Origin of the sequence: Limosilactobacillus equigenerosi DSM 18793 = JCM 14505 (assembly GCF_001311375.1) — a bacterium.
In the GTDB taxonomy this organism is placed as follows: Bacteria; Bacillota; Bacilli; order Lactobacillales; family Lactobacillaceae; genus Limosilactobacillus; species Limosilactobacillus equigenerosi.
Genome location: NZ_BBAS01000001.1, coordinates 283,325 through 309,303 on the forward strand (window position 1 = coordinate 283,325; position 25,979 = coordinate 309,303).

Below are 25,979 nucleotides of genomic sequence, written 5' to 3' on the forward strand. Positions count from 1 at the left end.
TACTAATGGCAACTTTATTACCAAATCAAAGTTTAACAACGGAACAATCCGCTTTTTTTAATGACACGATGCTTTTTTTTAGCTACGAATGGAGCAGATGGGCAACCACAAGTTGGGCCTAAGGGTTCATTACGAGTGTTAGACGATCAACACTTGGTTTACTTGGAATATACTTATGGGCAAGCCTTTGAAAATGTGCAAGCTAATCCAAAGGTGGCAGTGACCGGTTGGGATGTGAAAAACCATGTCTCACTCCGGGTGAATGGAACGGTGACCTTGCATAAAGATGACGACTTAGCGAAGCGTTTATTGGCGGATAGTGCCCACCCAGAAGCTACCGTAGCCGTAATTGAAATTGACGCAATTTATGCGTTGAATTAAAGCGAATAAGATGATGATTGATAAACTGTCACCTATGTGGCGGTTTATTTTTTTGATTAAAATTTTAAAAATTTGTATATCACACTTGTGTTATACCACAAAAGTGATATACTAAGAATTGTAAAGGAAGTGATCAGCGATGCGGATTGATATTAAAGCGTATCTCGATCAAAATGGGTTAACCATTTACCGAGTTGCGAAAGAATCCGGGTATGGCTACACCACTTTACATAAATCGTTTAATAAGCAGCAGACCAGCGCAACTTCCATCAACTTGCGGGATCTTGATGCCTTAGCTCAAGCTCAACATAAGCAAATGTGGGAAATTTTACGTGAATTGGAACAACGCTATTTGTTAAATGATGAATAACAATTGCAGTGTAGTCACGTAAAGGGTCGGATGTTTAACTCGTATAGTTACATTGGGCCTTTTATAACACACAAAATCAGGAATTTAAGGGGGATTTGACAATGTTTAACAACGACATGGATGACTTATTTAACCAATTGATGGGGAACATGAATGGCTTTAACTCCGAACAACGCCGCTACCTGATTAATGGACGTGAAGTGACGCCAGCTGAATTTATGCAATATCGGCAAACGGGGCAATTACCAAGTCAGCATCAGCAATCAGTTACCCCAGCAGGTCAATTAAAACAAGATGGGATTTTGGCTAAATTGGGTCGGAATTTAACGCAAGAAGCGCGGGATGGCAAGTTAGACCCCGTGATTGGCCGGAATCAAGAAATTCAGGAAACGGCGGAAATTTTAGCGCGCCGGACGAAGAATAATCCAGTCTTAGTTGGTGATGCGGGGGTTGGGAAGACCGCCGTGGTTGAAGGCTTAGCCCAAGCAATTGTGAACGGCGATGTGCCAGCGGCCATTAAGGATAAGCAAATTATTAGTATTGATGTGTCAGCCTTAGAAGCTGGTACCAATATCGGGGCAGTTTTGAGGAAAACATGCAAAAGTTAGTCCAAGAAGTCAAATCGGCTGGGAATGTAATCTTGTTCTTTGACGAAATTCATCAAATTATCGGGGCCGGTAATGCGGGTGATGCCAGCGGTTCAAAGGGAATGGCTGATATTTTAAAGCCTGCGCTTTCCCGGGGTGAAATCACCGTTATTGGAGCGACAACGCAAGATGAATTCCGGAATACCATTATGAAGGATGCGGCGTTGTCACGGCGGTTTAACCAAGTGACGGTCAATGCCCCAAGTAAAGAAGATACATTTAAGATTTTACAAGGGGTTCGGGACTTGTACGAACAACACCATAACGTGGACTTGCCAGATGATGTTTTGCAAGCCACCATTGATTACTCGGTTCAATATATGCCACAACGGAAATTACCTGATAAGGCCTTAGACTTATTGGATATGACGGCCACGCACTTAGCGGCCCAACATCCGGTGAAGGACGAACAAGCAATTGAGCAAGAGATTAAGGATTTGACCGAACAACAACAAGCAGCGGCGGACAAAGAAGATTATCAAGCCGCTTTAAAGGCTAAGGATCAAATTGAAGCTTTACAAAAGCAATTAGCCGATCACTCCACGGCGCAACGGGTCAGTGCGACGCCAAACGATGTAGCGAAAGCGGTCGAACGGATGACGGGCATTCCGGTTTCGAAGATGGGCGCGAGTGATATTGAACGCTTGAAAGGCTTGAATGATCGGTTAGCTGGCAAAGTAATTGGTCAGGATGAAGCGGTCGCTGCCGTGGCGCGGGCGATTCGGCGGAACCGGGCCGGCTTTGATGAAGGTAACCGGCCAATCGGAAGTTTCTTATTCGTGGGGCCAACGGGAGTCGGGAAGACTGAACTGGCTAAGCAATTATCCTTAGATATGTTTGGGAGCACGGATGACATTATCCGCCTTGATATGTCAGAATATGCTGACCGGACGGCTGTTTCGAAGTTAATTGGGACGACGGCTGGTTATGTTGGCTACGATGATAACTCCCACACGTTAACCGAAAAAGTTCGGCGTCACCCATATTCAATTGTCTTGTTAGATGAAATTGAAAAAGCGGACCCCCAAGTTATTACCTTGTTGCTACAAGTTTTAGACGATGGGCGGTTAACGGATGGTCAAGGGAACACGGTTGACTTTAAGAATACGATTGTAATTGCCACGTCGAATGCGGGTTACAGTAATGATGCTGTGGTGACGGAAGATCAACCAACTTTAATTAAGCGCTTAACACCATACTTCCGGCCGGAATTCTTAAATCGGTTTAATGCGATTGTTGAATTTAAGGCTTTGACGAAGGATGATTTAAAGCAAATAGTTGACTTGATGTTACAAGGAGTTAACCAAACCTTAGCGAAGAAGCAAATGGATGTCGAAGTAACCGATGCAGCCAAGGATTTAATGATTGAAGAAGGTTACGATGAAACGATGGGAGCACGGCCACTTCGGCGGGTCGTTGAACAACAAATTCGGGACAAAGTAACCGACTTTTATCTTGATCATCTCGAGGAAAAGCATCTCTTAGCCGACGTAGTTGATGGCGAAATTAAGATTACAGCTAAAGAGGACAAGTAGAAAACAAAGCCGGGATCGACGGTTAGTCGCTCCCGGTTTTTTGTTATAATCAAAGGCAGAATTAATCAGTTGGAGGAACAATCGATGGGGACATTACAATTCGTAGTTGGGAAGGCGTCACAGAATCATGAAGCGGTGATTGTCCAAGATATTAAGACACGGTTGCAGACGGCAACGGCGAACGACCGGTTCTTTGTGGTGGTTCCCAATCACGTTAAGTTTGAAACCGAAGTGCGGATTTTAAACCAGTTGCAAGGTGATTTGCCACTTTATGCGCAATCACAAGTCCAAATTCTATCGTTAAGTCGGTTAGCGTGGTATTTATTAAAAAAACAATCCACAATATCATCAAGAACGATTGTCAAAAGTTGGCCAATTAATGATTGTGACGAAAGTCTTGCAGGATTTCCAAACGAACCACCCAAGTGCGTTGCAAGCTTTCCAAGGTGAAGCTCAACGTCCTGGCTTTGTCCAAGCAGTGGTTGATCAATTGAATTTGTTTCAAAATGCGAACCTGTTACCAACGGATTTAACGATTAATGATGCTGAATTGACAGGGATGACGGCGGAAAAATTAACCGTATTACAAACGCTTTATGAGCAATATTTAACGCAAGTTGAAGGTTGGTTGACGACGCCAGATACGTATGATTTGCTCGTGGAGGCCTTACAATCCTCAAAATTTAATGATTATTTTTATTTAGATCGATTTATGAACCAATTTACTGGCCAAGAGGCGAAAGTTGTGGAAGCCATGATTGAACATGGGCAAGCCACGCTGATGAGCATTTTAGCGGATCGGATTTACCCGGATGACCAATTACCAGCGCCGTTTAATTTATATTACCAATCGGTGCAACAATATCAACGGCTGGTTCGGTTTGCTAAGCAACAAGCCGGGATCGAATTATTAGCGCCAGTGATGCCGCAACAAGTGCCAATGCGAGTCAGCGAATCGCTGCAAGCTGTTGAAACATGGATGCAAGCCAATGCCAAGTTCCAAACGTTAGCGCCATTAAGTACCCCCCAGCTGGCGTTGAATTTATGGTGGCGGCGAATCGGTTGAATGAAGTTGATCAAATTGCCCGGGAAATCCGGCAGTTAGTGGCCCAAGGGAAATACCGTTACCGTGATTTTCTCTTGTTAACCCGTCACCTAAAGGATTATGAAACGGTCTTGAGTCCAGTCTTTTCCCGCTATGACTTACCATTATTTATTGATCATCAGCGGTCGATGGCGGATGCCCCGTTGGTAACGATGCTAGATGCGTTGTTTAAAGTTTTGCAAAATCATTACCAATTACCAGATGTGATGCAGTTATTGAAGACGGGCTTATTACGTCCTTTAGATGATGATGGAACGTTTTTAGATGCGGTATATCAAACGGAAAACTGGTTTTTAAAATATGGGATGACGAATCGAGCTTGGTTAAAGTCAACCTGGACTAGTTTAGGTGATGAGGATGATGAGCTAATGGCCCAATTAAATCAGGTTCGTAAATTTATTGCCCAGGAAATCATGCCGGCGCTTGCCAAGTGGCAAACAGCAACGACTGGTAAGGAATTAGCAACGCGCGTGTATGAATTTTTAATCACCTTTCAAGTTGATCAACACATGTTGACGTGGGCCAATGAAGCGAGTGAGCGGGGCGATTTAACAGTTGCGCAACAACATCATCAAGTTTGGCAAACCTTAACCCAATTGTTAGATGAATATGTCAATATCTTTGGAGAAACCTCAATTGAAGCCGCGACCGTAGAACAATTTGGCCAAATCCTGATGACGGGGTTAACGAATGCGGAATATTCCCAAATTCCTTCGACCATGGACCAAATTATGGCGTCAGAAATTGGGATGATTCAGTCCAATCATCGGCGGGTGGTGATTGTCTTTGGGGCTAATGACGAAGTGATGCCGGAAGTTAAAGCGAGTCAGGGATTACTAACTGATCATGATTTAGCATGGTTACGCCCTAACTTAAGGTCGGAACAATTCTTACCGTTGCCAGATCAAGAACGGATTAATAATGAGCCATTTATTAACCATTTGGCAATGTTAAGTGCGACGGAGAAGTTAATTCTTTCAGTGGCCACGATGGGGGGCGATGAAAGTCCGTTACAAATTTCGCCATATGTGATTGGCTTAGCGCAATATACAAATCAGTGGGATAATCGGTACCAACGCCCGCAATCAAAGCAAACCAGCTCGCCACTGGCGACTGATGAATTTAAGCAAGTTAGTCGGTTGACAGGAAGTCCGTTAACGACGCTGGGGCAATTAGTGACGGTGCTACGACAAGTCAATGGCCGCATTGATCAATTAAGTCCGAGCTGGCAATGGCTGGTGAACTGGCTGACTAATTATCAACCGGGACAAATGGAACAGTTAACCCACGCGCTTCATTATCAAAATCAAACGACGCCATTGGATCCTGAGTTGGCGCGGCGATTATATTTACACGTTGATGAAATAACAAACCATCCAACCTTTATTGGCTCGGTGACCCAACTCCAAACCTATTACCAAAATCCATATGAATACTTCCTAAAATACGGGTTACGTTTGAAGAAGCGGGAAGAACTAACGGTTTCGGCGGATCGTTCAGGAACGTTTTATCATACGGCGATGGAACAATTAGTTCGGTTAGTCCGCAAGCAGCCGGATGGTTGGCACCGGCTCGGGACGGATGAGCAGTTCCAAACCCAAATGACGCAAGCAGCCTTAAAAAAAGCGTATGCGGAACAACCGTATTTACGGGAATTAGCGAATAATGATTATCAAGTTAGTTACCAATTACGAACGATGGAAAAAATCGTTCAAGTGATGGTGACAATATTAGGGCAACAATTCCAGTTCAACCAAGCGCGGCCCGTGATGACGGAACAAAGTTTTGGTCATCAAGAGTATGGGTTGCCAGCCTTAACCCAAACCTTGGCGGATGGTACGTTAATTCAGTTGCAGGGGCGGATTGACCGGATTGATCAATTACCGGACCAACAGCAGGCCTATATTGTCGATTATAAATCATCCGATCGTAAATTTGATTTAGTCAAAGCTTATGAAGGGCTCGATTTGCAATTAATAGCCTATTTAGATGCGGCGCAAGCGGCTTTACCGGATCAGCAATTTATGGGAACGTTATATCAATATTTAGCGGCCCCCAAACAAACGAGTGGTTGTCAAGCGAAGTTAGTTGATGACCAAGCGTTCCAATTGGCTAGCCATCGCATGCGGGGAGTTTTGTTAAATCAAGCACCGGCATTAACAGCGCTTGATCATGGGTTGTTAGCTGATAAACCGAATGGCCAAGTGGTTACCTTAACGAAAGCCACGAAGCGTCACGGGAATTTGAAAGTTTCTGATGATGGTGCGATTGGGGCCTTACAAGGGACGATGTTATTGCAGCCCGCGCAATTAAAGTGGTTAGTGGCTCGAAATCGTGAACGCATTCAGACGGCGGTGACGCAAATTTTAGCTGGGGATATTCGCCTAGCCCCGGTTCGCTATCAGACCCAAACAGGATTTGATTTTTCAGATTATTTAGATATTTATCAATTTGACCAACTCCTCGATCGATATCAAGAAGTTACTACGACGGAAGACCAAATTATTGATCAAATGGAGCAAGAGTTAGGAAAGGATACGATGCATGAGTGAGTTTATTCCTAGTGAGGAACAACGACCAGCGATTGAGGATCGCGAGCAAGATATTTTAGTTTCAGCTTCGGCTGGTTCAGGTAAAACGGCGGTCCTAGTGCAACGAGTGTTGGGATTATTGGCCAAGGACCATTTGAATATTGATCAACTTTTGATGGTGACGTTTACCAAAGAAGCGGCCAAAAACATGCGGGAACGATTACGGAAAAAAAATTATTAGCGAGTCCGGACCAACATATGCGCGAACAAATTAGCCGCTTGGCACTAGCGGATATTAGTACATTTGATTCGTTTTGTGAAAAGTTGGTACGTCGGTACTATTACGTGATTGATCTTGATCCAGCTTACCGCTTAGTAACCGATGCCGAACAAAGTCTATTGCAAGACCAAGCGTGGCACCAAGTGGTGAATGATTGGCTTGGTGGCGATTCCCGGCAACGTACTTACGATTAGCCGATAATTTTAATGTCCGGCCACTTGATGATAAATTAGCCCAAATTGTGCAAGCATTAGATCGGGAAGCCAATGCGCAATCCTTACCAAATCAATGGTTAGCGAGTTTGTTAGCGAATTATCAGTTACAACCAGAGCAAGAAATTACCACGACGCCATATTTCCAAACGCTGTTAAAACCATTATTAACGACCCAATTACGACCAGTAGTGACGCAATTGCAGGCGTTAGCAGAGCAAACGGGGCTGGAAAAGTTACAAGCGGTCTTGGATATTGCCTTACCGATGTTAACGACGATGATGGTAAATGGGGAAGTGAGCGGGACGTGGGCTGAGTTGCAGCAAGCAACGGATGAAAGTGCGTGGGGAACTAATCCGCGTAAAACTAAGCAATGGACGGAGCAAGATTTGGCGGATGTGGAGACTTTTAAAGCCTTACGCCAACAAATTAAAGGGATTCATCAAACTTATTTGGCGGCCAGTGCCACGCAAGTTAAAACGTTGCTGGCGTTAGGGAAAACGTTATTAACTGATTTAATTGCCATTACGAAGGACTATCGTCGTGCCTATCAACAAGCGAAAGCGCGTCGGCAAATGTTAGATTTTGGTGATTTAGAACACTATGCGTTTGCAATTTTAACGGGCCGTAATCGCTTTACCCAAGAGCTTGATCCGGCTAAGCAATCCTTAGCGCAAAAGGTGCGGCAAGAATTGCAACAGCATTATCGTGAATTAATGATTGATGAATATCAAGATACGAACCGCTTACAAGCTGATTTATTAGCGCAAATTCATAATGAAGAGTTTAATCATTACTTTATGGTTGGTGATATGAAACAATCAATCTATCGCTTCCGCCAAGCCGACCCAACCCTCTTTTTAGAAAATTACCAAGCGTATCAAGATGGTCAAACCAGTCATGAAACGCTTGATTTATCGGATAATTATCGGTCAATGACCAATGTGACGGACTTTACCAATTTAATTTTTAAGCAATTAATGGATCAAGAATTGGGGGAAATGGATTATGATCAAAAGGCCAGCTTAACGCCGAAAGCGCAATGGGTGTTGGCAGATGACACGACGGCGCAACCAACTCCAGTTGAAATGTTAGTTTATAACCAACAAACTGGTGATGAGTTAGACGATCGGGCCGGGGAAGTTCAAATGATTGCCACGCGGATTAAGCAAATGTTAGCGCCTAACTCGCCGGAACGAATTTATGATGCAGATCTCAAAGCTATGCGACCGATTAAAGCTGGTGACATTGCCATTTTGGCGCGGACTAAAGTCTTGAATCAGGCCATTTCGGAACAATTTAGTCAAGTCGGGATCCCAGTGACGATGCACGGCATCGAGAATTATTTCAAAGCCACTGAAGTGCGGACGATGCTATCGTTATTACGGGTGTTAGATAATCCCTATCAAGATGTGCCATTAGTTTCGACGATGCGGGCGCCGTTGTTTAAATACCAAGCAGCTGATCAACCAGCGACGTTTGGGTTTACTGAACCGGAATTAGCCCAATTACGCTTACAAGTGCCGACGGGTAATTTCTATCAAGTTTTACAAACGATGGCGACGATGACGGTACCAGCCGAGCTTGATCGGTTGCAAGCAAAGGTCCAAGCCTTCCTAACGTTTTTAACAACGCTACAACACCAAGCGCAACAACAATCCTTGGTGGAATTAATTTGGAATATTTATCAACAAACGGGCTACTTAGAATATGTTGGCGGGATGCCAGGGGGAGTTCAACGGCAAGCCAATTTACATGCGTTATATGAACGAGCGGGCGCATATGAAGAATCGAGTTTTAAAGGTTTATATCAATTCATTCAATTTATTGAAAAGATGCAACGGAATGATGATGACCTTGGGGTGGCGGCTGTAGAAAAGGATCCCAATACGGTGAATGTGATGACGATTCATGGGAGCAAGGGATTACAATTCCCCATTGTCTTTGTCGCGCATACCACGGGGCAATTCCGGAATGAAGCCGCTGATTTTGTGGTGGCGGCGAAAGATGGGGTGGGATTTACGGTACGGACAAATTTACATCCGCAAGTTCCATCCTTACCTGATGCCGAGATTGACTATCCAGTCCCACAGTTAGCAACGATTAAAGAAATTAAAAAACGGCAAAGTCGCGCCGAAGAAATGCGCTTGTTATATGTGGCCTTAACTCGGGCTGAGCAACGCTTAATTATCACCGGGGTAGTAAAAGATAATTGGAAAGCATATCAAAAAAACGTGGGGGCAAGCAGCCGTTACGACAACGCCTAAGTTACCCTTGACAACGCGGTTAGCAGGGAAATCAATGTTTGATTGGATCGGAATGACCTTAATCCGGCAAGCTGATTTCCCAGGTAATTTACTTGAAGAACTAGCGCTCGAAGAAAAGCCGGTGGTAATCGGGTTAGGAGCGGCGAATGTTAAGTGGCAAGTTTATCAACAAGCTCAATTAGCAGCCGAAGCGCCGGAGCAGGCCGCGGTGATTAAGCCTGCAGCTGAGCAAGGTGAATTGACCGCGCCCCAAATAGATGAGTTAACACGCTGGTTAACGTTTACGTATCCCAACCGCGCGGCGACCGAGACGACCGCCTTTCAATCGGTTTCAACGATTCGCGATGCCTTTAAAACAACGGACCCAGATGATTTAGCCATGGGCCGTTTGAATTTAGCGCCACAACAACTTTCGCCGCGGGGAATTTATCAACCCACTGAAATGGCGAAACCCGCCTTTTTACAAGATGACGCGCACGTGACGGCGGCAGCAGTCGGGACCGCCACGCACTTAGTGTTTGAAAAATTAGATTTAACTTTAGGGGCCGTGGATGAAACGTTAGTTAGCGCTACAATTCAACAATTAGTGGCGGATCAATTAATTCCGGCCGCGGCCATTGCCAAGCAAATTGACGTGGAGGGGATTGTAGCCTTTTATCAAACTGAATTGGGGCAACAAATTCTACAACATCCGGAGCAAGTTTATCGGGAAGTGCCGTTTTCATTGTTGTTACCAGGGGGGCAATTATTTGAGTCATTACAACCAACGGATGGCCCGGTCCTGGTCCACGGGATTATCGACGGTTATTTAGCAACCCCAACTGGCTGGCAGTTGTTTGATTATAAGACCGATCACCGCTTGACAGCGACTCAGTTGGAAGATAAATATGATGGTCAATTGGCTCTTTATCAACAAGCCTTAGCTTCGATGATGCAAGTGGGGCCAAGTCAAATCAAAACGGGTTTATATAGTGTTGAAATGAGAGAATTTTTAAAAAAAATTAGAATTTTTTTTAATCAAAACCCTTGCGTTCTTATTTTTTTGTCAGCTATTATTAGAGCTAAGTTAATATCAATTACATTTGCGGTGAGTAGTTAGTGATGCTTCATTCAGAGAGCCAAGGGTTGGTGCGACTTGGTATGAAAGCTACTAATGAAGATGGCCGGTTAAAAATAAGGGTTGTGAGTTCGATGAATGAGCAAACCTCGGTTGACCACGTTATTCGGTCACGAAATTCTGACTGCAGCAGAGTTTTAGTGAGTGTCTGATAAAGACTAAAATAAGGTGGTACCACGGTAAAGCGTCCTTAGAAACTAATTATTAGTTTCTAAGGACGCTTTTTGTTTGTGATGGTATTTAAACAGTTTAATTTTAAGGAGTAAGAACATGAAAAAGCATTGGAAAGTTTGGAGTTTAGTCGCGATTTTGATTGTTGCCATTGGTGGGTGGATCGGTTATCGGCACGCCCAAGCAGCGAAGACGACGACTGTGAAGATTGGGTTAGTGGGAACGGATTCCCAAAAAGTATGGGATGATGTAAAAGCCCGGTTAGCTAAAGATAATATTAAAATTGAATACGTTACGTTTAATGATTATGTGCAACCAAACAAGGCGTTGCAAGATGGTCAAATTGACTTACATTCTTGTTTAACGTCATATTACTTTGAATCATACAATAAGGAACGGCATGCGCACCTAACGAGTATTGGGAATACTGTGATTTCGCCACTTGGGTTATACTCCAAGAAGTATGATAAGTTAAGTGAATTACCGGATGGGGCGACGATTGCGATTCCAAATGAACCAACGACGATTGGCCGTGGATTAAATCTCTTGCAAAGTGCGGGCTTAATCAAAGTGAAGGCGAACACGGGGATTCGGCCGGGCTTGAAAGATATTACGGAAAACCCACATCATTTGAAGTTTAAGGAAGTTGATCCAGCGCAAACACCGCGGGCCTTGACGTCGGTTGATGCTTCAATTATCAACGGTAATTACGCCGAAGCAGCTAATATTAAGCCGGGGGGAAAGCAAGCCATCTTTATGGAAAAGGTTAATAAGGATGTGAAACCATACGTTAACATTATTGCGGCCCGGGAAAAGGATAAGGACAATCCAGTTTACAAGAAGGTCGTGGATGATTACCAAACGGAAAGTACGAAGAAAGCGATTGATCAAACTTACCACGGTTCCCAAGTTGCAGCTTGGCCAATCTTTGGTAAGCACTAGGAGGTAGTGAGAATGAGTTTAGAAACAGCGATTTTTGCCGGGGGATGTTTTTGGTGTATGGTAAAACCGTTTGATACCTATCCAGGAATTGAAAAGGTCGAATCTGGTTATACTGGTGGTCACGTTGTTAACCCAACTTATGAACAAGTGAAGGCGGGCGGAACTGGGCATACGGAAGCAGTCCGGATTACGTTTAATCCAAATGTTGTTAGTTATGCCGAGTTAGTTGAAATTTATTGGCAACAAACGGACAACGGATGCCTTTGGGCAATTCCAAGACCGCGGTGATAACTATCGGCCGGTAATCTTTGTTAAAGATGATGAACAACGTCGGGTGGCCACTGAATCTAAAGCAGCCTTAGTAGCAAGTGGTCGCTATCACGGTGAAATTGTGACGCAAATTGAAGCTGCGCAACCATTTTATGTGGCGGAAGCTTATCATCAGGATTTTTATAAGAAAAATCCGGAACGGTTTGCCCAAGAAGAAGCTGATCGAGCTGCTTATCAAGCACAACAAACTGAGTAATATGATGTGATAAGATTAAAACGCGGTGCTAAAAGGAGCACGGCGTTTTAATTTTGAGAATTGAGGAGACGAAAGATGCAAACGTGGCACAAACAACTCCGCTGGCTTGGCATGGGGAGCTTAATGATTTTAATTAACCAAACCGTGCTAATTAGTAGTTGGCAATGGTTATTAGGGCAGTTAATTTATCGGATGCGCTATCCAGTCTTATCACGGCTAATGTGGCGATGGGATTTAGAGCGGAGTTGGTTGCCTACTATCGGTTTATTAGTCAGCATCATAATTTTGTGGCCGGGGATGAATTGGCTCAGTTGGCAACTGTGGCGATGGTTTTTAGGGGCTTCACAGCCAATTTGGCGCCAGAATAGTAATTGGAATTGGTGGCGGCTAGGTTGGCGAATTGGCTGGTGGAGTTGGTTAGCGCTGGTGTTAGTTCGTTTAAATCCAGCTAATCATGTTGATATGAGTTTGTTAGTGGTGGATTTAATTCAACATCATTGGTGGTATGGCATGATAGCTGGTGGAATGATCATTATTATTAGTGTATGGTTTATCACACATCCAATGACTAACTTAACTTGGCCATGGCGATGGAGTGGCTGGTTACTATTGGGCTGGTGGTTGATGATGTTAATTGGTGGGGCCATACTGTATCGTTGGCCAGTTAATTGGCTGGCGGCCGGGTTAATTTGGTGGGGCCAATTTAGTGCGCTGCTCGGGGTGAGCTTGGTAGTCGGGCAGTATTTGGCGCCCAATCCCCAACCAATCACGGGGAAAGGGATCGGGATTTATGGCGCGCTCATTGTGGTGGTTGGTGGTTGGCTGACTTTACCAACGCAGGCCCTTATGCAACCAAGGACCAACTTACAAATAATTGCTCATCGTGGGGTTAATCAGCATGATGGTGCGCAAAATACCTTGCCGTCCTTTCACCAAACGCAACGCGTGCATCCGGATTGGGTTGAGATTGATTTACATCGAACGCGGGATAATCACTGGGTTGTATTTCACGATGAATCATTGCATCCATTAACAAAGTTGTCAGGATTTCCCAGGCAATATCGCCAGGCTCAATTAGTGGGCTTAACGATTCATGATCAAGGACGGAAGGGGCAGTTAGTTAGCTTTGAGCAGTATTTAAAATCAGCGCAACATGTTCACCAGCCGCTAATTATTGAATTAAAGACGACCCCTGCTGATTCCGCGACCCAAATTCGGCGCTTTATTCAACGATATGGGACCACGATTAAAGCGCGGGGGGATTTAATTCATACGATGGATTATCAAGCGCTACAGACCATTCAGCAAACTGATCCGCACCTTAAATTATTGAGTATTCAAGGGTATGCGGTGATGTTACCAAGGCGATTACCACAGGGATATACCATGGAAGCGGGGACCCTGACGGCCGCGTGGTTGCAAATGGCACACCGGCAACATCAGCGAGTATATGCGTGGACGGTTAATCAACCGCTAATGGTCCGGCCGTTGGTAGCAATGGGGGTTGATGGGATTGTAACCGATCAAACGACCAGTTTACGACGGGAATTCCAAAAAAAATTAAAGCTGAACCAGCAGCTTGGCGGCAATTTCGGCAATATTTATGGGGAATTTAGTGGTTTTTGTCGTTGAATTGTAATATTCGCAATTAGATTGTTAATAGAATGATGCACGGTTGTGAAGTAAATTAACATTCTTTTCGTTATATTAGTAATTGGATAAAAGGAACGAATTAACGAAAGGATTTTAAGTAGACGTATGTTAAAGTTATGGAGCAACCGATTGCTAACCACCTTGTTAGTTGGGATTAGTGTGACAATGAGTGGGTCAGGAATGATTCGAGCGGATGTAATGGATAATACAACGCTGCGCCCGCGATGACTCAATCCACGCCAACCGATACGAATGGGGCATTAGCGGCTTGGCAGCTCAGCAGGGGAAAACCTTATATAATGGGCAATGTTACGGGTTAAGTGCGTGGTATGCCCAACAATTAGGCGGTCCCCAAATGATGGGCAGTGGGCATGAGTTTGCGAAAGACATTGGGAGTGATTATGATTGGGCGAGCATGGGTTTACGGTGATTAATAATCCAACCGTCGATCAAATTCACCCAGGTGATATCATTTGTTGGGATGCCGGTGGCGCCATTAGTCCCGGAATTTATGGTCATACAGGTGTAGTAGAGTCAATTGATAAGGATGGTAATATGACGACATTAGAGCAAAATGCCGAACAAGGGCAAGTAGTGGCCCAATATCACCGCGCTTTAATGTCACCCCGATTAAGAGTGTGATTCATAAAAATTAGGTCGTGAATTTTAGGTCGTGATCCGAGCGTTAAAAGCGACGTTAGGCTAACTTGGAAACACCGCTTGGCGTGAGTAACACGTCGGGTGGTGTTTTCAGTTAGTCCTAGGCGCTTGCTCGGCGAACGTAGTTACTAAAACAGGTCTTGAACCACGCACTAAGGGAATCCGTGGCCGAACGTAGTTACAAAATGTATCAGAGTTCATTAGGACTAAGGGAAGAAATGAAATTAAGGCAGTAACAGGAGAGTTACTGCCTTTTAAAATGGATTAATTAGCGTTATTTCCGAACGATAAATTAAAAATAATAAAAATTGTACAGTTTTATCAAAATAGGAGTATAATTAAAGGGTTGTGAGAGATAATTAATCGGAAAAAAGGAGATTAACGCAATGTCATCAGTAGTAATTGTTGGAAGCCAATGGGGCGATGAAGGAAAAGGTAAAATGACCGATTACTTGAGCCAAGCAGCCGATATGGTCGTTCGGTCACAAGGGGGAAATAACGCTGGTCATACAATTGCCTTTGACGATCAAAAGTTCTCATTACGGTTAGTACCGTCAGGAATTTTTAATCCGGGTAAGTTAGCGGTAATTGGGAATGGGGTCGTGGTTAATCCTAAGGCGCTCTTAGAAGAATTACATTACTTACAAGATCGTGGCGTTGATGTTAGTGGCTTGCGGATTTCAAATCGGGCGCACTTAACGATGCCATATCACATTCTCTTAGATAAGTGCCAAGAAGCGGCGAAAGGTGATCACAAGGTAGGGACAACCCAAAATGGGATTGGACCAACGTATATGGATAAAGTTTCGCGGACTGGGATTCGGATGGCTGATTTATTAGAAAAGGATACGTTTGCGGAAAAACTCCAATTAAACTTGACCACGAAGAACGAACTCTTTACCAAGGTCTACAATGTTGATCCGATTGAATTTGATGATGTGTTTGAAGAATACTATGCGTATGGGCAAGAGTTGAAGCAATACGTGACGGACACGTCCGTTTTAATTAGTGACTATTTAGCTGCTGGCAAGCAAGTCTTGTTTGAAGGGGCCCAAGGGACGATGTTAGATATCGATCATGGGACGTATCCATACGTAACGTCATCAGTCCCAACGGCCGGGGGAGCAGCTACGGGGGCCGGAATTGGGCCAGCTATGATTGAAACGGTGGTTGGAATTTGTAAAGTTTACTCCACGCGGGTAGGGGCCGGTCCGTTCCCAACGGAATTAACGAATGAAATTGGGGATTACATCCGTGAAACCGGGCATGAATACGGCACGGTAACTGGCCGACCACGGCGGGTTGGTTGGTTCGATAGTGTGGCGATGCGGCATGCACAACGGGTTAACGGGATGAATTACTTAAGCATTAACTTGTTAGACGTGTTAGATGGCTTAGACACCGTCAAGATTTGTCGGGCTTACAAATTAGATGGCCAAGAAATTGAACATTACCCAGCTAGTTTAGCCGAATTAGATCGGTGTGAACCGGTTTATGAAGAATGGCCAGGTTGGGACGAAGATATTACGGGCGTGAAGGAATTTGATCAATTACCAGTCAATGCGCAAAAGTACTTACGGCGCTTAGAAGAATTATCAAATGCCAAATTAGCACGATTTCAGTCGGCCCGGATCGGGAACAAACGATTATTTTAACGAATCCATGGGAAGCATAGGTTGAGAAGCTATAAATGGGTGCCATTTTCAGATGGTGCCCATTTTTGTGTTTAGTTAGGTAATTATTGGAATTTTTAATAAACAGGATTATTATTACGAACAAAGAAGGTGATTAATATGAATATAGAAGATGTATTAGAATTATCGAAAAAAAGAATTAGGGGCTGATCCCACAGGACATGATTTTTTTCATGCTGAAAGAGTTGCAAAATTAGCAGTATCACTTTATACCAAAAATAATAGTTATACTGAACAAGACGTAAAATTATTGTTAATTATGGGATATTTACATGATGTAATTGATGATAAATTAACAGATGATATACCAGGGAAAATCAATGAAATACTTAGCTTACGTTCAATTGAGGAGTTAAAACCAGAAGAATTGGCGGAAGTTATGGATACGATAAAAAAACATGTCATATTCAAGGAATTTGAGCGATACTCATCATCTTTCTTTAAAAGGGCAATATGTTCAAGATGCTGATCGGCTTGATGCATTAGGAGCAATTGGAATCGCGCGAGCATTTGCGTATGGCGGGCATCATGGGAATCTTATTTACAATCCGACAATTAAACCTACAACAAATATTTCTAAGGAAGCTTATCGAAATAAAAAAAAGTACGACTATTAATCATTTTTATGAAAAATTGTTAAATTTAGAAAATTCAATGAATACTAGTGCAGGAAAAATGATGGCAGAAAAAAAGGACTCGTTACATGAAATCGTTTTTGAGTGAATTTTTAAAAGAATGGGGTGAAATTATAGATGAGAAGTAATTTTTTTAATGCTATTAATTTTAGCTAAAATTAGCGCCATCTCTAAGCCGGCATAATTTATTTACAAGTGCTCACTTCTCTAGTACGATATAAGACAAAGACTTACAAGTGAGCTGAGGAGGAACGACATCGTGGGACATGAAATCATTGACGGATCAAGTATGCAACGCGCATTGACCCGGATTACGTATGAAATTATCGAACAAAACAAAGGGGTCGATAATTTAGTTTTTGTGGGGATTAAAACGCGGGGAATTTATTTAGCTCAACGCTTAGCGAACCGGATTAAGCAACTTGAAGGGGTGCAAATTCCGGTTGGTGAATTAGATATTGAGTTGTATCGAGATGATCGGCATACCGTTGATCGGGATCAAACGGCGGCCGTTAATAGTATTCAAATTGAGACGTCAATTGATGATCAACATGTAATTTTAGTTGATGATGTGTTGTTTACTGGTCGGACGGTCCGGGCGGCTTTAGATGCGTTAATGGATTATGGGCGGCCTAAGCGGATTTCCTTAGCGGTGCTAGTTGATCGGGGCCACCGTGAATTACCAATTCGGCCTGATTTTGTCGGTAAGAATATCCCAACCGCGATGAATGAAACGGTCCACGTGGCCGTTGAAGAAGTCGATGGGCATGAAGGCATTAGTTTAGATTAAAAAAAATAACCACTCCTTGAAAGTTTCAAAGAGTGGTTATTTTTAATTAGCTGCGCCAGTAACGAGCCTTGGTTAAGAGTTGTTTGGAGCGTTCATCAGCAGGAACAAATCCCCGACTAAAGAGCCGGCGGAAGTATAAGTAGTTGTAGCCAAACGTAAAGACTAATGAAGCAAACGGAATAATTGCCCAAGTTGGGAAATGGAAGATTAAGGCGAATAATTCGTAGTCAGCTTGTAAGAATAAGAAGAATAAGAAATGGTACCAATCACCGCGAAATAAAGCTGGGAAGCAACCAAAAATTAATGAGGTCCAGGAAATACCAACTTTAGCAATCCGGATTTCATTCGCGTCATTTTTAACCACCGCATATTGCGGAGGCACGGGCAGGTTTTGCCATGAATTTTGACCAAATGGATTTTGCATTTGTAGCCTCACTTTCATCGAAATACTAAAACATATCTTATCATAAACCACGGAAGAGACCTAATAATTAACTAAGGGGATTAAAAATTTTCAGGTGAAATAGTTGACGTTAGGAAAAATTAGATTATAATTAAGATTATATTAATATTGTTCGAATAAACGTATCGAAAAGCAGAGTAGCAATTGGCGCGGTTAAGAGAGTTTCCGGGAGGTGCAAGGAAATCCGTTAAGATGGTGAAGATGGGCTTGGAGTGGCACTGGCGAATGGTTCAGTCAGTGACGGGGTTGCGCTCGTTATTTCCGCAAGGTGATTCGATGGAGTCACCTAATGAGGTTAAAGTTGTGAGACTTTAACGAATTTAAAGGTGGTAACACGTGGAAACGTCCTTTTATCAAGATTGATAAAAGGACGTTTTTTATTCGAATCAAAGCATGCAGGAGGATCAGAAAAATGCATAAGAAACGGAATCGTTTAATTGGAATTTTAGTTGTGTTGGTAGTTTTAGTGGGGGGATACTTTAGTTTCTTCCATAAGTCAGCGGCGGAATCAAAGACCGTGACCGTTGGGGTGGTTGATAGCTCAAAGGCTGATACAGCAATATGGAAACAAGTGGCCAAGGACGCCAAGGATAAATATGGCGTGACGGTGAAGACGAAGCAATTTAGCGATTATAACCAACCTAACAAGGCGTTGGAAAATGGCGATGTTGATTTAAATGCCTTCCAACACCAAGCCTTCTTAGATGAATGGAATCAAGCTAATCATGGTCACTTAGTTGCCATTGGGAAGACCGTCATTGCCCCAATTCGGTTATTCTCAGCTAAGTATCACGCATTAAATGAATTACCAGACGGGGCCACTATTGCCATCCCTAATGATGCTACGAACGGTTCGCGGGCCCTCTATGTTCTTAAGAATGCCGGTTTAATTACGTTCAAGAAGGGGACGGGCAAGTTAGCAACGGTGGCTGACATTAAGGATAATAAGAAGAACTTAAAGATTAAGGAAATGGATGCTTCCCAAACAGCACGGACGTTAAATGACGTGGATGCTGCGGTAGTTAACAACACGTATGCTAATGCAGCGAAGTTAAGCACGAAGGATGTTATCTACACGGAACCAGTCAATAAGGATTCAGCCCAATGGATTAACATCATCGTGGCTAAGAAGGATCAAGCCAACAACAAAGCTTACAAGGATGTTGTGAAGGCTTACCAAACGAAAGCGGTTAAGGACTTATACAACAAGTACTACGGTGATACAGAAAAGACGGCGTGGGACTTAAAATTGAAGTAACCCATAAGAAAGGAGTTCGCCCATGGCAGATATTATTGCATTAGATCACATTAATGTGACGTTTAAAACTGGTAAAGATACCACGGTCAAAGCAGTCCAAGATGTTTCATTGCACGTGGAAAAAGGTGACGTGTATGGGGTCGTTGGTTATTCTGGGGCCGGTAAATCAACCTTAGTTCGGACGATTAACTTATTACAACCACCAACGAGTGGTCGCGTTGAAATTAACGGGACGGTGCTGTTTGATGGTGATCAGCAAGTCGTTTCGAATAAGGAATTACAAGAAAAGCGGCGGAAAATTGGGATGATTTTCCAACACTTTAACTTGTTAGATGAAACGACGGTGATTGAAAACGTAACGTTTGCGTTGAAGCATAGCGATTTAGACGAAGAAGCTGCGTTAAAGAAGGCCCAAAACTTATTAGATTTAGTTGGGTTAGGCGACAAAGCGCAAAGTTATCCGGTCCAATTATCCGGGGGGGAAAAGCAACGGGTGGCGATTGCGCGGGCCTTGGCTAACGATCCCGATATTTTGATTTCAGATGAAGCCACGTCAGCGCTTGATCCTCAAACGACAAACCAAATTTTAGACTTATTAAAAGACTTAAATGAAAAGCTGGCGGTGACGATTGTCTTGATTACGCATGAAATGGAAGCCGTGAAGCGGGTCGCTAACAAGATTGCGGTGATGGAACATGGGGTCGTAATTGAACAAGGCTCCTTACGTGAAATTTACTTGCGACCACAACAAGAATTAACCCGCCAATTTGTGGGTGGTTCGTTAGCCGCTATGGATACGTTAAAGGCTTATGACTTAGAACACTTATCTGATGAAGAACGGCTTTACCAATTAGTCTTTAGTTCCAAGAACGTCAGTGAATCAGTGATTCAAGCCCTGTATAAAGAAGTCGGGGTTGATGTTTCAATGTTGTACGGAAACGTAGAAGTTTTAGGTAATGAACCAGTGGGAACCTTGTTTGTAATTATTAAGGGGACCACAGAGCAACATGCAGCTTCAGTTACATACTTAAAAGATCAAGGGATTGAAGTAACAGAAATTGATGAAGGAGGCATTTGGCATGACTAATTTATTAAATACGTGGTTCCCAAATGTTAGCTCACTCGGTTGGACGGGTGATAGTGGTTGGGGGACAGCCATTTGGCAAACGGTTTATATGACGTTATGGCCAGCCGTTTTCGGTGGCGTCATTGGTTTGATTTTTGGGGTCTTGCTCGTTGTTACGAAGCCGGGCGGGATTTTAGAAAACAGTATCTTATTTAGTATTTGTGATAAGATTGTGTCAGTTTTCCGGGCAATTCCATTTATCATTTTATTAGCCTTCATTGCTCCCTTTACGCAATTGTTAGTGGGGACAAATTGGGATGACGGCGGCATTAGTGCCATTGTCCGTTGGGGTAGCGCCATTTTATGCGCGGCAAATTCAAGTGGCCTTAGAAAGTGTTAACCCTGGGAAAGTTGAAGCGGCCCAAGCCTTGGGAGCTACTAACTGGGATATTATTGTTCACGTTTACTTAAAGGAAGCTCGGTCAGAAATTGCCCGGGTTTCAACGGTGACGTTAATTAGTTTAGTTAGTTTAACGGCCATGGCCGGGGCCATTGGGGCTGGTGGCCTTGGGAACACGGCGATTGCATACGGGTACAACCGTTTTAACAATGATGTGACGTTAATGGCAACATTATTAGTTTTATTATTTGTGTTGATTATTCAATTAGTTGGTGACTGGTTAGCGAAATCCTTAAATCACCAAAAACGCTAAACAAGTTGAAAAGAGGCGACGGTTAGCATGGAAACAGCGCAACGGATTAAAATATTACAAGATTTAGTCCGCATTAATTCAGTCAACGGGAATGAATTAGCGGTTGCTGAGTATTTACAAAAGTTGTTGGCTCAGTATGGGCTTAAAGCCACCGTGGATCGTTTTGATGAGACGCGGGCTAATTTAATTTTGGAACTTGGTGAAGGAAAAGCGGACCAAATTTTAGGTCTGACCGGGCATTTAGATACCGTAGCGGTTGAAGATGAAACAACCTGGACGTATCCGCCATTTGCGGCGACGATTGTTGGTGATCGGTTGTATGGTCGTGGGGCAGCGGATATGAAGAGTGGTGTCGCCGCCCAGGCGATTGCAATTATTGAATTAGTGACCGCTGGGGTTAGATTGCCCGGAAAATTGCGCTGGATGTTAACTGCCGGAGAGGAATATGGGACGCCGGGAGCTAATCGGTTGTTAGCAGCTGGCTATGCGGATGATTTAGCGGCTTTGTATGTTGGTGAACCAACGAGTGGTAATGTCGTGTATGCCCATTCCGGTAGTTTAAACTATCGCATTATTAGTCATGGCAAAGCGTCCACAGTTCCCGACCAGCGGATGGAATTAATGCCGTTGATGGTTTAATTGATTTTGCGGTGGCGGAGCGAACGTTATTTGATAATGCGCCAGTGCACCCTGCCTTAGGGACAGTTAAACATAGTGTTACAATTTTAAAGGCTGGGGAACAAATCAATACGTTACCGGATGTGGCCGAATTACGTGGCAATATTCGCCCAACGCCAAGTTCGATAATGAACAAGTGATTGCTTCCTTGCAGCGCGTAATTGAGCGCTTAAACCAGCAGCCGGGCACTAATTTGAAGTTAGAGGTTATTCATAGTTTCTATCCGGTGGCGAGTGATCCGGCGAGCGGATTTGTCCAAAAGACGCTCACGGCGTTTCAAACAGCCTACCAAGCTTATCCAATGCATACCCAACCACATTTAGCAGTCATTAATGGGGCGACGGATGCGAGTGTATTTGTGAAAGCTAATCGGCAGTTACCAGTAATTGTGGTGGGGGCTGATAATTGGGAGATTTCGCATATGGTCGATGAATATACCACGTTATCAAGTTTTACCGCGACGATTAATGGTTATAAAACGGCAATTCAAAGTTTCTTTGCATAATAAAACAGCTTAGCCCAACCGAGCTAAGCTGTTTTTTTTTTAATGAAGGCGATTTGTAAAGTTAGTTAAATGTTGCGAAGTTGGAATTAAATTGGCCCACGTAGGCGTTAAGAATTGATCATTCATCCGATATGTCGGCGTTGGGATTGTTTGATTAACAAACGTATTAATCTTTTGATCAAGGTCAACCCAACCAACCCAGCCAAGGTGAATGGTATCATTCATAAATGATGGATCATTCCCCTTATGGAGTAATCAACGATGTTGTTAAAGCCTTGTTGTTGAAGTTGGTATTTAATCTTATTAACTGTTTGGTAATACATGGACATGTTTAAACCGGTTTGTTGTTCCCACTTTTCATTGACAGGGGTAATTACAAATAAGACATCCATATGTAATTTGGCAAACTGATTTAAAACGACTTCTAAATCACCATATTCAGGTGATTGTAAGTAACTAAAATGTTTTTGTGAGCCCCGTGATTCTTTTAAGTGCCCCTTAATTTGCCGGTTATAAAAACTGTTTACTACACCTAACTGGTTGTTAGTGGAAGCTCGGGACTTATCAATGGCGGCTTGGTGCTTTAATTGATCGTAGTTATACGTAATTGGTAAAGCTTCCATCCCGGGTTTGATTCGGTTTTCATAGCGCGGCGTTAAAAAGTGGCCGGAAAAAAATTCTATCTTGGTTGGCTAAGAAGCGCTTTTCGATGGTTAACACGCTTCGTTGCCAAGTTGACAAAGCTTTCCCTTGGGCAATTCGCTCGGCACCGCTCCCCAAAGTTCCAGTTGGATTAGTTAATTGAATTAAGCGTTGAGCGGTATATTGATCATACTTTGATTGCGGATTAGCGGCTAATAGCCAGTAGATATCACTATACGTGCCGGTGTAATACGTAAAGGCGTTGCGTTCAATCCCGGGTTTGACAAACCATTGGGGGAAATAATCATCACAGCCTTACGATGCTTCATTTGGGGTTCCATTGTGGCTAAATTAAATAATTGGGGTAATGATTGCGTTCCCCGAGAACCGAAGAGGAAGAGGCGATAATTATGGTATTTATTGGCGAGGGTAGCTGGATGATATTTATCCATCCGGCTTAATTCGCTGGATCCAAAGACCGGAATGTATTTAGGATTCCGTTGCTCAAAAGCTTGGGTTTTAATGTTTTGATTTTTGAAGACATTATTATTTAATGAAACGGCTGCTTTTTGAATAATGGCCGGACTTCGATGACCAGACCACGGATATGCAAAAAAAGGCCCCGCATAACACAATGGCAAGTAGCAGGGGCCCAAAAACCAGCCATAATTGTTTGGTGGTTGATTTCATTATTGTAATTCCTTTACCCGTTCAGCGATTAGGTTCACGGTACTCCATTCGTCACGTTCAAAGCCGGAAACAGGAACTTGAATGTTAAATTCATCTTGTAAAGCAAATAAGAATTGGACGGTGGCCATTGAGTCAATCAACCCCGCGTCAAAAATATTTTGGTCGTAATCAGCAAAATCAGCCGCATCGCGACCAGCAGCTTCAGCTAACATCGTTTGAATTTGTTCAGTCATCATTAAGTCCTCCTAAAATGTTATTGATGATGGAAAAAGAATTGGTCTAAGAAACTTGAGAAAATTAAGAAGGTAAAGACCACAAAATTAAAAGTAATGAAAATGGCAATGGCATTGGTGAACCAATTTGGTTTATGCTTTGGCCAATGTTTTCGCTTAAAGCGGAGCCAAGCATCATTAACCACGAGGGCCAAACCATGCAAGAAGCCATATAGAATATAATACCATGTAATCCCATGCCAAAAACCCATAATCATCATATTTAGCATATAAGCTGTCGATGAAAGGGCATTGCGATTATTAAACCAGCGTTTCTTGGTGGCTAAGAAGACAAAGCGCATGAAAATAAAGTCCCGGAACCAGAATGATAAGGTAATATGCCACCGATTCCAGAATTCTTTAATGTTAGGGGAGGCAAATGGCCGCTTGAAGTTCATCGGCGTTTTTAACTCCCATTAAATAACTAATCCCGACGGCGAATAATGAGTAACCGGCAAAATCGAAGAATAAGTTGCCGGTATACATGTAAGCAACGCCGACAACTGGCCAACTAAAGTGGGGCGCGTGCATCATCGCTAAGCGTTCCATCGCTGGTTGCCATTTAACGGCGAAGAAGTAGGTAATCACAAATTTGTATAAGAATCCTAAGAAGAGGTAATACAAAGCTTGATTAATCATGGTTAAATATTCTTCGCGACTGGGGACAGTTTGATAATCTTTAGCAAACCGCCGGTAACGATCAATTGGCCCGGAAGTAATGGTGGGCATGAAACTCATAAAGCGGATCAATTCCCACCATTTAAGTTCTTTAATCATCCCGTCCCGGGTTTCAATAATCGTCCCGGTAGCCCGGAAGGTCAGGTAACTAATCCCCATAAACCCTAATAACGAACTATGACCAACCATTGCGGGGGTTAATTTTACAATTACTAAGGGTAAAATTGACAAGAAGACGGCGCCGTAGAAGACACTAGTCTGATTCTTGATTTGGCGGTATTTAAAGTAGCTCATGACTAAGAGGGTTTCGTAAACTAAGTAACCAATTAAGGACACCCCTTGAGGAATATTAGCGCCAGTGAACATGACAAAAATAAACCCAAAGCTAATCAGGAATTCATACCAACTGAACCGTTTACCAAAGTAAAGACCGATCATTAATGGAATGAGGGCGATTAGTAAGTAAATAAAGTAGCTCGGTGAGCCATAAGCCGAGTAGGTTGGTAAGGATTGGAGCCAATTTATCATGATTGATTAGCCTCCGCAATCATTTGTTTGATCGCAATCTTACCATTTGGTGACATTGGAAATTCACTAACTTTAATGAATTGGTTCGGCATCATGTAATCCATGATGTTCCCGGTTAAGCTTTGACGCATTTCCTTGGCAAAGTCCGTTCCTTCACTCGTGACGGAGGCTTCAGGGATAATGTAGGCAATTAATTGCTTAACCTTGTGGTCTTGGTCATATTTTGGTACGGCGACGGCTTGTTTAATGAGCGGGCTAGTTTCTAAGCTACTCCGAACTTCGTCTAATTCAATCCGGAATCCATGGAGTTTAATTTGGAAATCCATCCGACCTAAGACGTAATGCAGGCCATTTTCATCAATCATCCCAGCATCACCAGTCCGATAAGCACGTTGCCCATTTAGTTCAAAGAAATTTTGGGCGGTCTTTTCGGGGTTGTTTAAATATCCCTTGGCGACACTATCACCGGCAATGATGATTTCCCCTTGTTGGTTAGGTTCGGTGAGCATTTGATCGTCATCCCAGATACTTGTGGTCGTATGAGCCTTAACTTTACCAACTGGTAGGCGTTTTAAGGTCTCAATCATTTCCTGGGAAATTTCAATACTAGTTACGGCCACCGTGGCTTCGGTTGGACCATAAGTATTGAAAATGTGTGCGGTTGGGAAACGTTCCTGCAACCGTTTGGCGGTGCTAACCGTTAATTCTTCCCCACAGAATAAGAAATAATTAAGACCAGGCATATGTTCAGTATTAAATTCTGGACTGAGCATTAACATGTCGGCAAATGATGGGGTTGATACAAAGACGTTGAGGTCTAAATTGGGGACAACTTGAAAGAGTTGACCGAAGTTTTGGACGACAGCACTTGGGATGGCTTTAATTGTCCCGGCTGATAAAAGGGCTGGTAACCAAAACATCCCAGATAAATCAAAGGAGTAAGGTGGTTGACCTAAGAATGTTTGGTGGG

General features: G+C 43.3%; 19 protein-coding genes, 9 pseudogenes and 1 other annotated feature. Of the genes and pseudogenes, 22 read left to right on the forward strand and 6 right to left on the reverse strand.

Annotation, left to right across the window (positions count from 1 at the left end):
* The first annotated feature begins 60 nt into the window (after nucleotides 1-60).
* The 18 genes and pseudogenes from JCM14505_RS01405 to pyrR all read left to right on the forward strand — a co-directional run bounded on the left by JCM14505_RS01405 (nucleotide 61) and on the right by pyrR (nucleotide 17,516).
* Nucleotides 61-381, forward strand: a complete 321-nt coding sequence (locus tag JCM14505_RS01405) for a pyridoxamine 5'-phosphate oxidase family protein (RefSeq protein WP_054652345.1) — start codon at nucleotides 61-63, stop codon at nucleotides 379-381.
* A gap of 139 nt (nucleotides 382-520) precedes the next feature.
* Complete coding sequence (locus JCM14505_RS01410; protein WP_054652347.1) at nucleotides 521-751, forward strand: hypothetical protein; 231 nt, start codon at nucleotides 521-523, stop codon at nucleotides 749-751.
* 101 nt (nucleotides 752-852) lie between these two features.
* Nucleotides 853-2,933: pseudogene (locus tag JCM14505_RS01415) on the forward strand (AAA family ATPase).
* 84 nt (nucleotides 2,934-3,017) lie between these two features.
* The gene (locus JCM14505_RS01420; protein ID WP_054652349.1) at nucleotides 3,018-3,383 is read left to right on the forward strand and encodes a helicase-exonuclease subunit AddB family protein; all 366 of its coding nucleotides are present in this window, start codon (nucleotides 3,018-3,020) and stop codon (nucleotides 3,381-3,383) included.
* On the forward strand, nucleotides 3,313-3,999 hold the full coding sequence (locus JCM14505_RS01425; protein WP_156249806.1) for a helicase-exonuclease subunit AddB family protein: 687 nt from the start codon (nucleotides 3,313-3,315) through the stop codon (nucleotides 3,997-3,999). Before JCM14505_RS01420 ends, JCM14505_RS01425 begins: the two co-directional genes overlap by 71 nt.
* Nucleotides 3,909-6,590 (forward strand): PD-(D/E)XK nuclease family protein, encoded by a 2,682-nt coding sequence (locus JCM14505_RS09885; protein ID WP_082405579.1) that lies wholly within the window; start codon nucleotides 3,909-3,911, stop codon nucleotides 6,588-6,590. The genes JCM14505_RS01425 and JCM14505_RS09885 overlap by 91 nt, the downstream gene beginning before the upstream one ends.
* A complete protein-coding gene (locus tag JCM14505_RS10250) occupies nucleotides 6,583-6,810 on the forward strand; it encodes a UvrD-helicase domain-containing protein (RefSeq protein WP_054652355.1) in 228 nt (75 codons plus the stop codon). Before JCM14505_RS09885 ends, JCM14505_RS10250 begins: the two co-directional genes overlap by 8 nt.
* A gap of 17 nt (nucleotides 6,811-6,827) precedes the next feature.
* The gene (locus JCM14505_RS10255) at nucleotides 6,828-7,043 is read left to right on the forward strand and encodes a UvrD-helicase domain-containing protein (protein ID WP_054652356.1); all 216 of its coding nucleotides are present in this window, start codon (nucleotides 6,828-6,830) and stop codon (nucleotides 7,041-7,043) included.
* Entirely contained in the window at nucleotides 7,004-9,328 is a 2,325-nt protein-coding gene (locus JCM14505_RS01445) for a 3'-5' exonuclease (RefSeq protein WP_054652358.1), read from the forward strand. Before JCM14505_RS10255 ends, JCM14505_RS01445 begins: the two co-directional genes overlap by 40 nt.
* 34 nt (nucleotides 9,329-9,362) lie before the next feature.
* Nucleotides 9,363-10,427: a PD-(D/E)XK nuclease family protein gene (locus JCM14505_RS01450; RefSeq protein ID WP_156249807.1), complete on the forward strand. Its 1,065-nt coding sequence runs from the start codon at nucleotides 9,363-9,365 to the stop codon at nucleotides 10,425-10,427.
* A 288-nt stretch (nucleotides 10,428-10,715) separates the two neighbouring features.
* Nucleotides 10,716-11,558, forward strand: a complete 843-nt coding sequence (locus tag JCM14505_RS01455) for a MetQ/NlpA family ABC transporter substrate-binding protein (protein WP_054652362.1) — start codon at nucleotides 10,716-10,718, stop codon at nucleotides 11,556-11,558.
* Nucleotides 11,559-11,570: 12 nt separating this feature from the next.
* A pseudogene (gene msrA, locus JCM14505_RS01460) lies at nucleotides 11,571-12,084 on the forward strand (peptide-methionine (S)-S-oxide reductase MsrA).
* Between the two features lie 75 nt (nucleotides 12,085-12,159).
* Nucleotides 12,160-13,716 carry a glycerophosphodiester phosphodiesterase family protein gene (locus JCM14505_RS01465; RefSeq protein WP_054652364.1) on the forward strand — a complete coding sequence of 519 codons (1,557 nt, stop codon included), beginning with the start codon at nucleotides 12,160-12,162 and terminating at the stop codon, nucleotides 13,714-13,716.
* 289 nt (nucleotides 13,717-14,005) lie between these two features.
* Nucleotides 14,006-14,167 carry a hypothetical protein gene (locus JCM14505_RS08875; RefSeq protein ID WP_156249808.1) on the forward strand — a complete coding sequence of 54 codons (162 nt, stop codon included), beginning with the start codon at nucleotides 14,006-14,008 and terminating at the stop codon, nucleotides 14,165-14,167.
* On the forward strand, nucleotides 14,143-14,379 hold the full coding sequence (locus JCM14505_RS01470) for a CHAP domain-containing protein (RefSeq protein ID WP_082405580.1): 237 nt from the start codon (nucleotides 14,143-14,145) through the stop codon (nucleotides 14,377-14,379). The genes JCM14505_RS08875 and JCM14505_RS01470 overlap by 25 nt, the downstream gene beginning before the upstream one ends.
* Nucleotides 14,380-14,783: 404 nt before the next feature.
* Nucleotides 14,784-16,072: pseudogene (locus tag JCM14505_RS01475) on the forward strand (adenylosuccinate synthase).
* A 140-nt stretch (nucleotides 16,073-16,212) separates the two neighbouring features.
* Nucleotides 16,213-16,854: pseudogene (locus tag JCM14505_RS08550) on the forward strand (HD domain-containing protein); the annotation flags it as partial.
* 131 nt (nucleotides 16,855-16,985) lie between these two features.
* The gene (gene pyrR, locus JCM14505_RS01485) at nucleotides 16,986-17,516 is read left to right on the forward strand and encodes a bifunctional pyr operon transcriptional regulator/uracil phosphoribosyltransferase PyrR (RefSeq protein WP_054652370.1); all 531 of its coding nucleotides are present in this window, start codon (nucleotides 16,986-16,988) and stop codon (nucleotides 17,514-17,516) included.
* Nucleotides 17,517-17,562: 46 nt separating this feature from the next.
* Here pyrR and JCM14505_RS01490 read toward each other — a convergent pair whose 3' ends face one another.
* The gene (locus JCM14505_RS01490; protein WP_054652372.1) at nucleotides 17,563-17,940 is read right to left on the reverse strand and encodes a hypothetical protein; all 378 of its coding nucleotides are present in this window, start codon (nucleotides 17,938-17,940) and stop codon (nucleotides 17,563-17,565) included.
* Between the two features lie 155 nt (nucleotides 17,941-18,095).
* Nucleotides 18,096-18,332 (forward strand) — a binding site (T-box leader).
* Between the two features lie 59 nt (nucleotides 18,333-18,391).
* On the opposite strand from JCM14505_RS01490, the gene JCM14505_RS01495 reads away from it, so the two are divergent.
* The 4 genes and pseudogenes from JCM14505_RS01495 to JCM14505_RS01510 all read left to right on the forward strand — a co-directional run bounded on the left by JCM14505_RS01495 (nucleotide 18,392) and on the right by JCM14505_RS01510 (nucleotide 22,199).
* On the forward strand, nucleotides 18,392-19,237 hold the full coding sequence (locus JCM14505_RS01495; protein ID WP_054652374.1) for a MetQ/NlpA family ABC transporter substrate-binding protein: 846 nt from the start codon (nucleotides 18,392-18,394) through the stop codon (nucleotides 19,235-19,237).
* A gap of 22 nt (nucleotides 19,238-19,259) precedes the next feature.
* Nucleotides 19,260-20,324, forward strand: a complete 1,065-nt coding sequence (locus tag JCM14505_RS01500; protein WP_054652376.1) for a methionine ABC transporter ATP-binding protein — start codon at nucleotides 19,260-19,262, stop codon at nucleotides 20,322-20,324.
* A pseudogene (locus tag JCM14505_RS01505) lies at nucleotides 20,317-21,016 on the forward strand (methionine ABC transporter permease). Before JCM14505_RS01500 ends, JCM14505_RS01505 begins: the two are co-directional and overlap by 8 nt.
* Nucleotides 21,017-21,043: 27 nt before the next feature.
* Nucleotides 21,044-22,199: pseudogene (locus JCM14505_RS01510) on the forward strand (ArgE/DapE family deacylase).
* Between the two features lie 39 nt (nucleotides 22,200-22,238).
* On the opposite strand, the pseudogene dltD (JCM14505_RS10260) reads toward JCM14505_RS01510, so the two are convergent.
* The 5 genes and pseudogenes from dltD (JCM14505_RS10260) to JCM14505_RS01530 form a co-directional block, all read right to left on the reverse strand.
* Nucleotides 22,239-22,822: pseudogene (gene dltD / locus JCM14505_RS10260) on the reverse strand (D-alanyl-lipoteichoic acid biosynthesis protein DltD).
* Between the two features lie 19 nt (nucleotides 22,823-22,841).
* Nucleotides 22,842-23,497 (reverse strand): annotated as a pseudogene (dltD, locus tag JCM14505_RS10265) (D-alanyl-lipoteichoic acid biosynthesis protein DltD).
* 33 nt (nucleotides 23,498-23,530) lie between these two features.
* Nucleotides 23,531-23,764 (reverse strand): D-alanine--poly(phosphoribitol) ligase subunit DltC, encoded by a 234-nt coding sequence (gene dltC / locus JCM14505_RS01520; protein ID WP_054652392.1) that lies wholly within the window; start codon nucleotides 23,762-23,764, stop codon nucleotides 23,531-23,533.
* Between the two features lie 20 nt (nucleotides 23,765-23,784).
* A pseudogene (gene dltB / locus JCM14505_RS01525) lies at nucleotides 23,785-25,009 on the reverse strand (D-alanyl-lipoteichoic acid biosynthesis protein DltB).
* The coding region (locus JCM14505_RS01530) for an AMP-binding protein (RefSeq protein WP_156249809.1) at nucleotides 25,006-25,979 on the reverse strand (974 nt) is incomplete at its 5' end. The pseudogene dltB and the gene JCM14505_RS01530, both read right to left, overlap by 4 nt.

Coding starts and splice junctions, on each gene's coding strand:
- JCM14505_RS01420 (WP_054652349.1), top strand. CDS start 3,018: ATGGGGACATTACAATTCGTAGTTGGGAAGGCGTCACAGAATCATGAA.
- JCM14505_RS01495 (WP_054652374.1), top strand. CDS start 18,392: ATGCATAAGAAACGGAATCGTTTAATTGGAATTTTAGTTGTGTTGGTA.
- JCM14505_RS01465 (WP_054652364.1), top strand. CDS start 12,160: ATGCAAACGTGGCACAAACAACTCCGCTGGCTTGGCATGGGGAGCTTA.
- JCM14505_RS01500 (WP_054652376.1), top strand. CDS start 19,260: ATGGCAGATATTATTGCATTAGATCACATTAATGTGACGTTTAAAACT.
- JCM14505_RS10250 (WP_054652355.1), top strand. CDS start 6,583: ATGAGTGAGTTTATTCCTAGTGAGGAACAACGACCAGCGATTGAGGAT.
- JCM14505_RS01405 (WP_054652345.1), top strand. CDS start 61: ATGACACGATGCTTTTTTTTAGCTACGAATGGAGCAGATGGGCAACCA.
- JCM14505_RS01455 (WP_054652362.1), top strand. CDS start 10,716: ATGAAAAAGCATTGGAAAGTTTGGAGTTTAGTCGCGATTTTGATTGTT.
- dltC (WP_054652392.1), bottom strand. CDS start 23,764: ATGACTGAACAAATTCAAACGATGTTAGCTGAAGCTGCTGGTCGCGAT.
- JCM14505_RS10255 (WP_054652356.1), top strand. CDS start 6,828: ATGCGCGAACAAATTAGCCGCTTGGCACTAGCGGATATTAGTACATTT.
- JCM14505_RS01490 (WP_054652372.1), bottom strand. CDS start 17,940: ATGCAAAATCCATTTGGTCAAAATTCATGGCAAAACCTGCCCGTGCCT.
- JCM14505_RS01425 (WP_156249806.1), top strand. CDS start 3,313: ATGATTGTGACGAAAGTCTTGCAGGATTTCCAAACGAACCACCCAAGT.
- JCM14505_RS09885 (WP_082405579.1), top strand. CDS start 3,909: ATGGATGCAAGCCAATGCCAAGTTCCAAACGTTAGCGCCATTAAGTAC.
- JCM14505_RS01410 (WP_054652347.1), top strand. CDS start 521: ATGCGGATTGATATTAAAGCGTATCTCGATCAAAATGGGTTAACCATT.
- JCM14505_RS01450 (WP_156249807.1), top strand. CDS start 9,363: ATGTTTGATTGGATCGGAATGACCTTAATCCGGCAAGCTGATTTCCCA.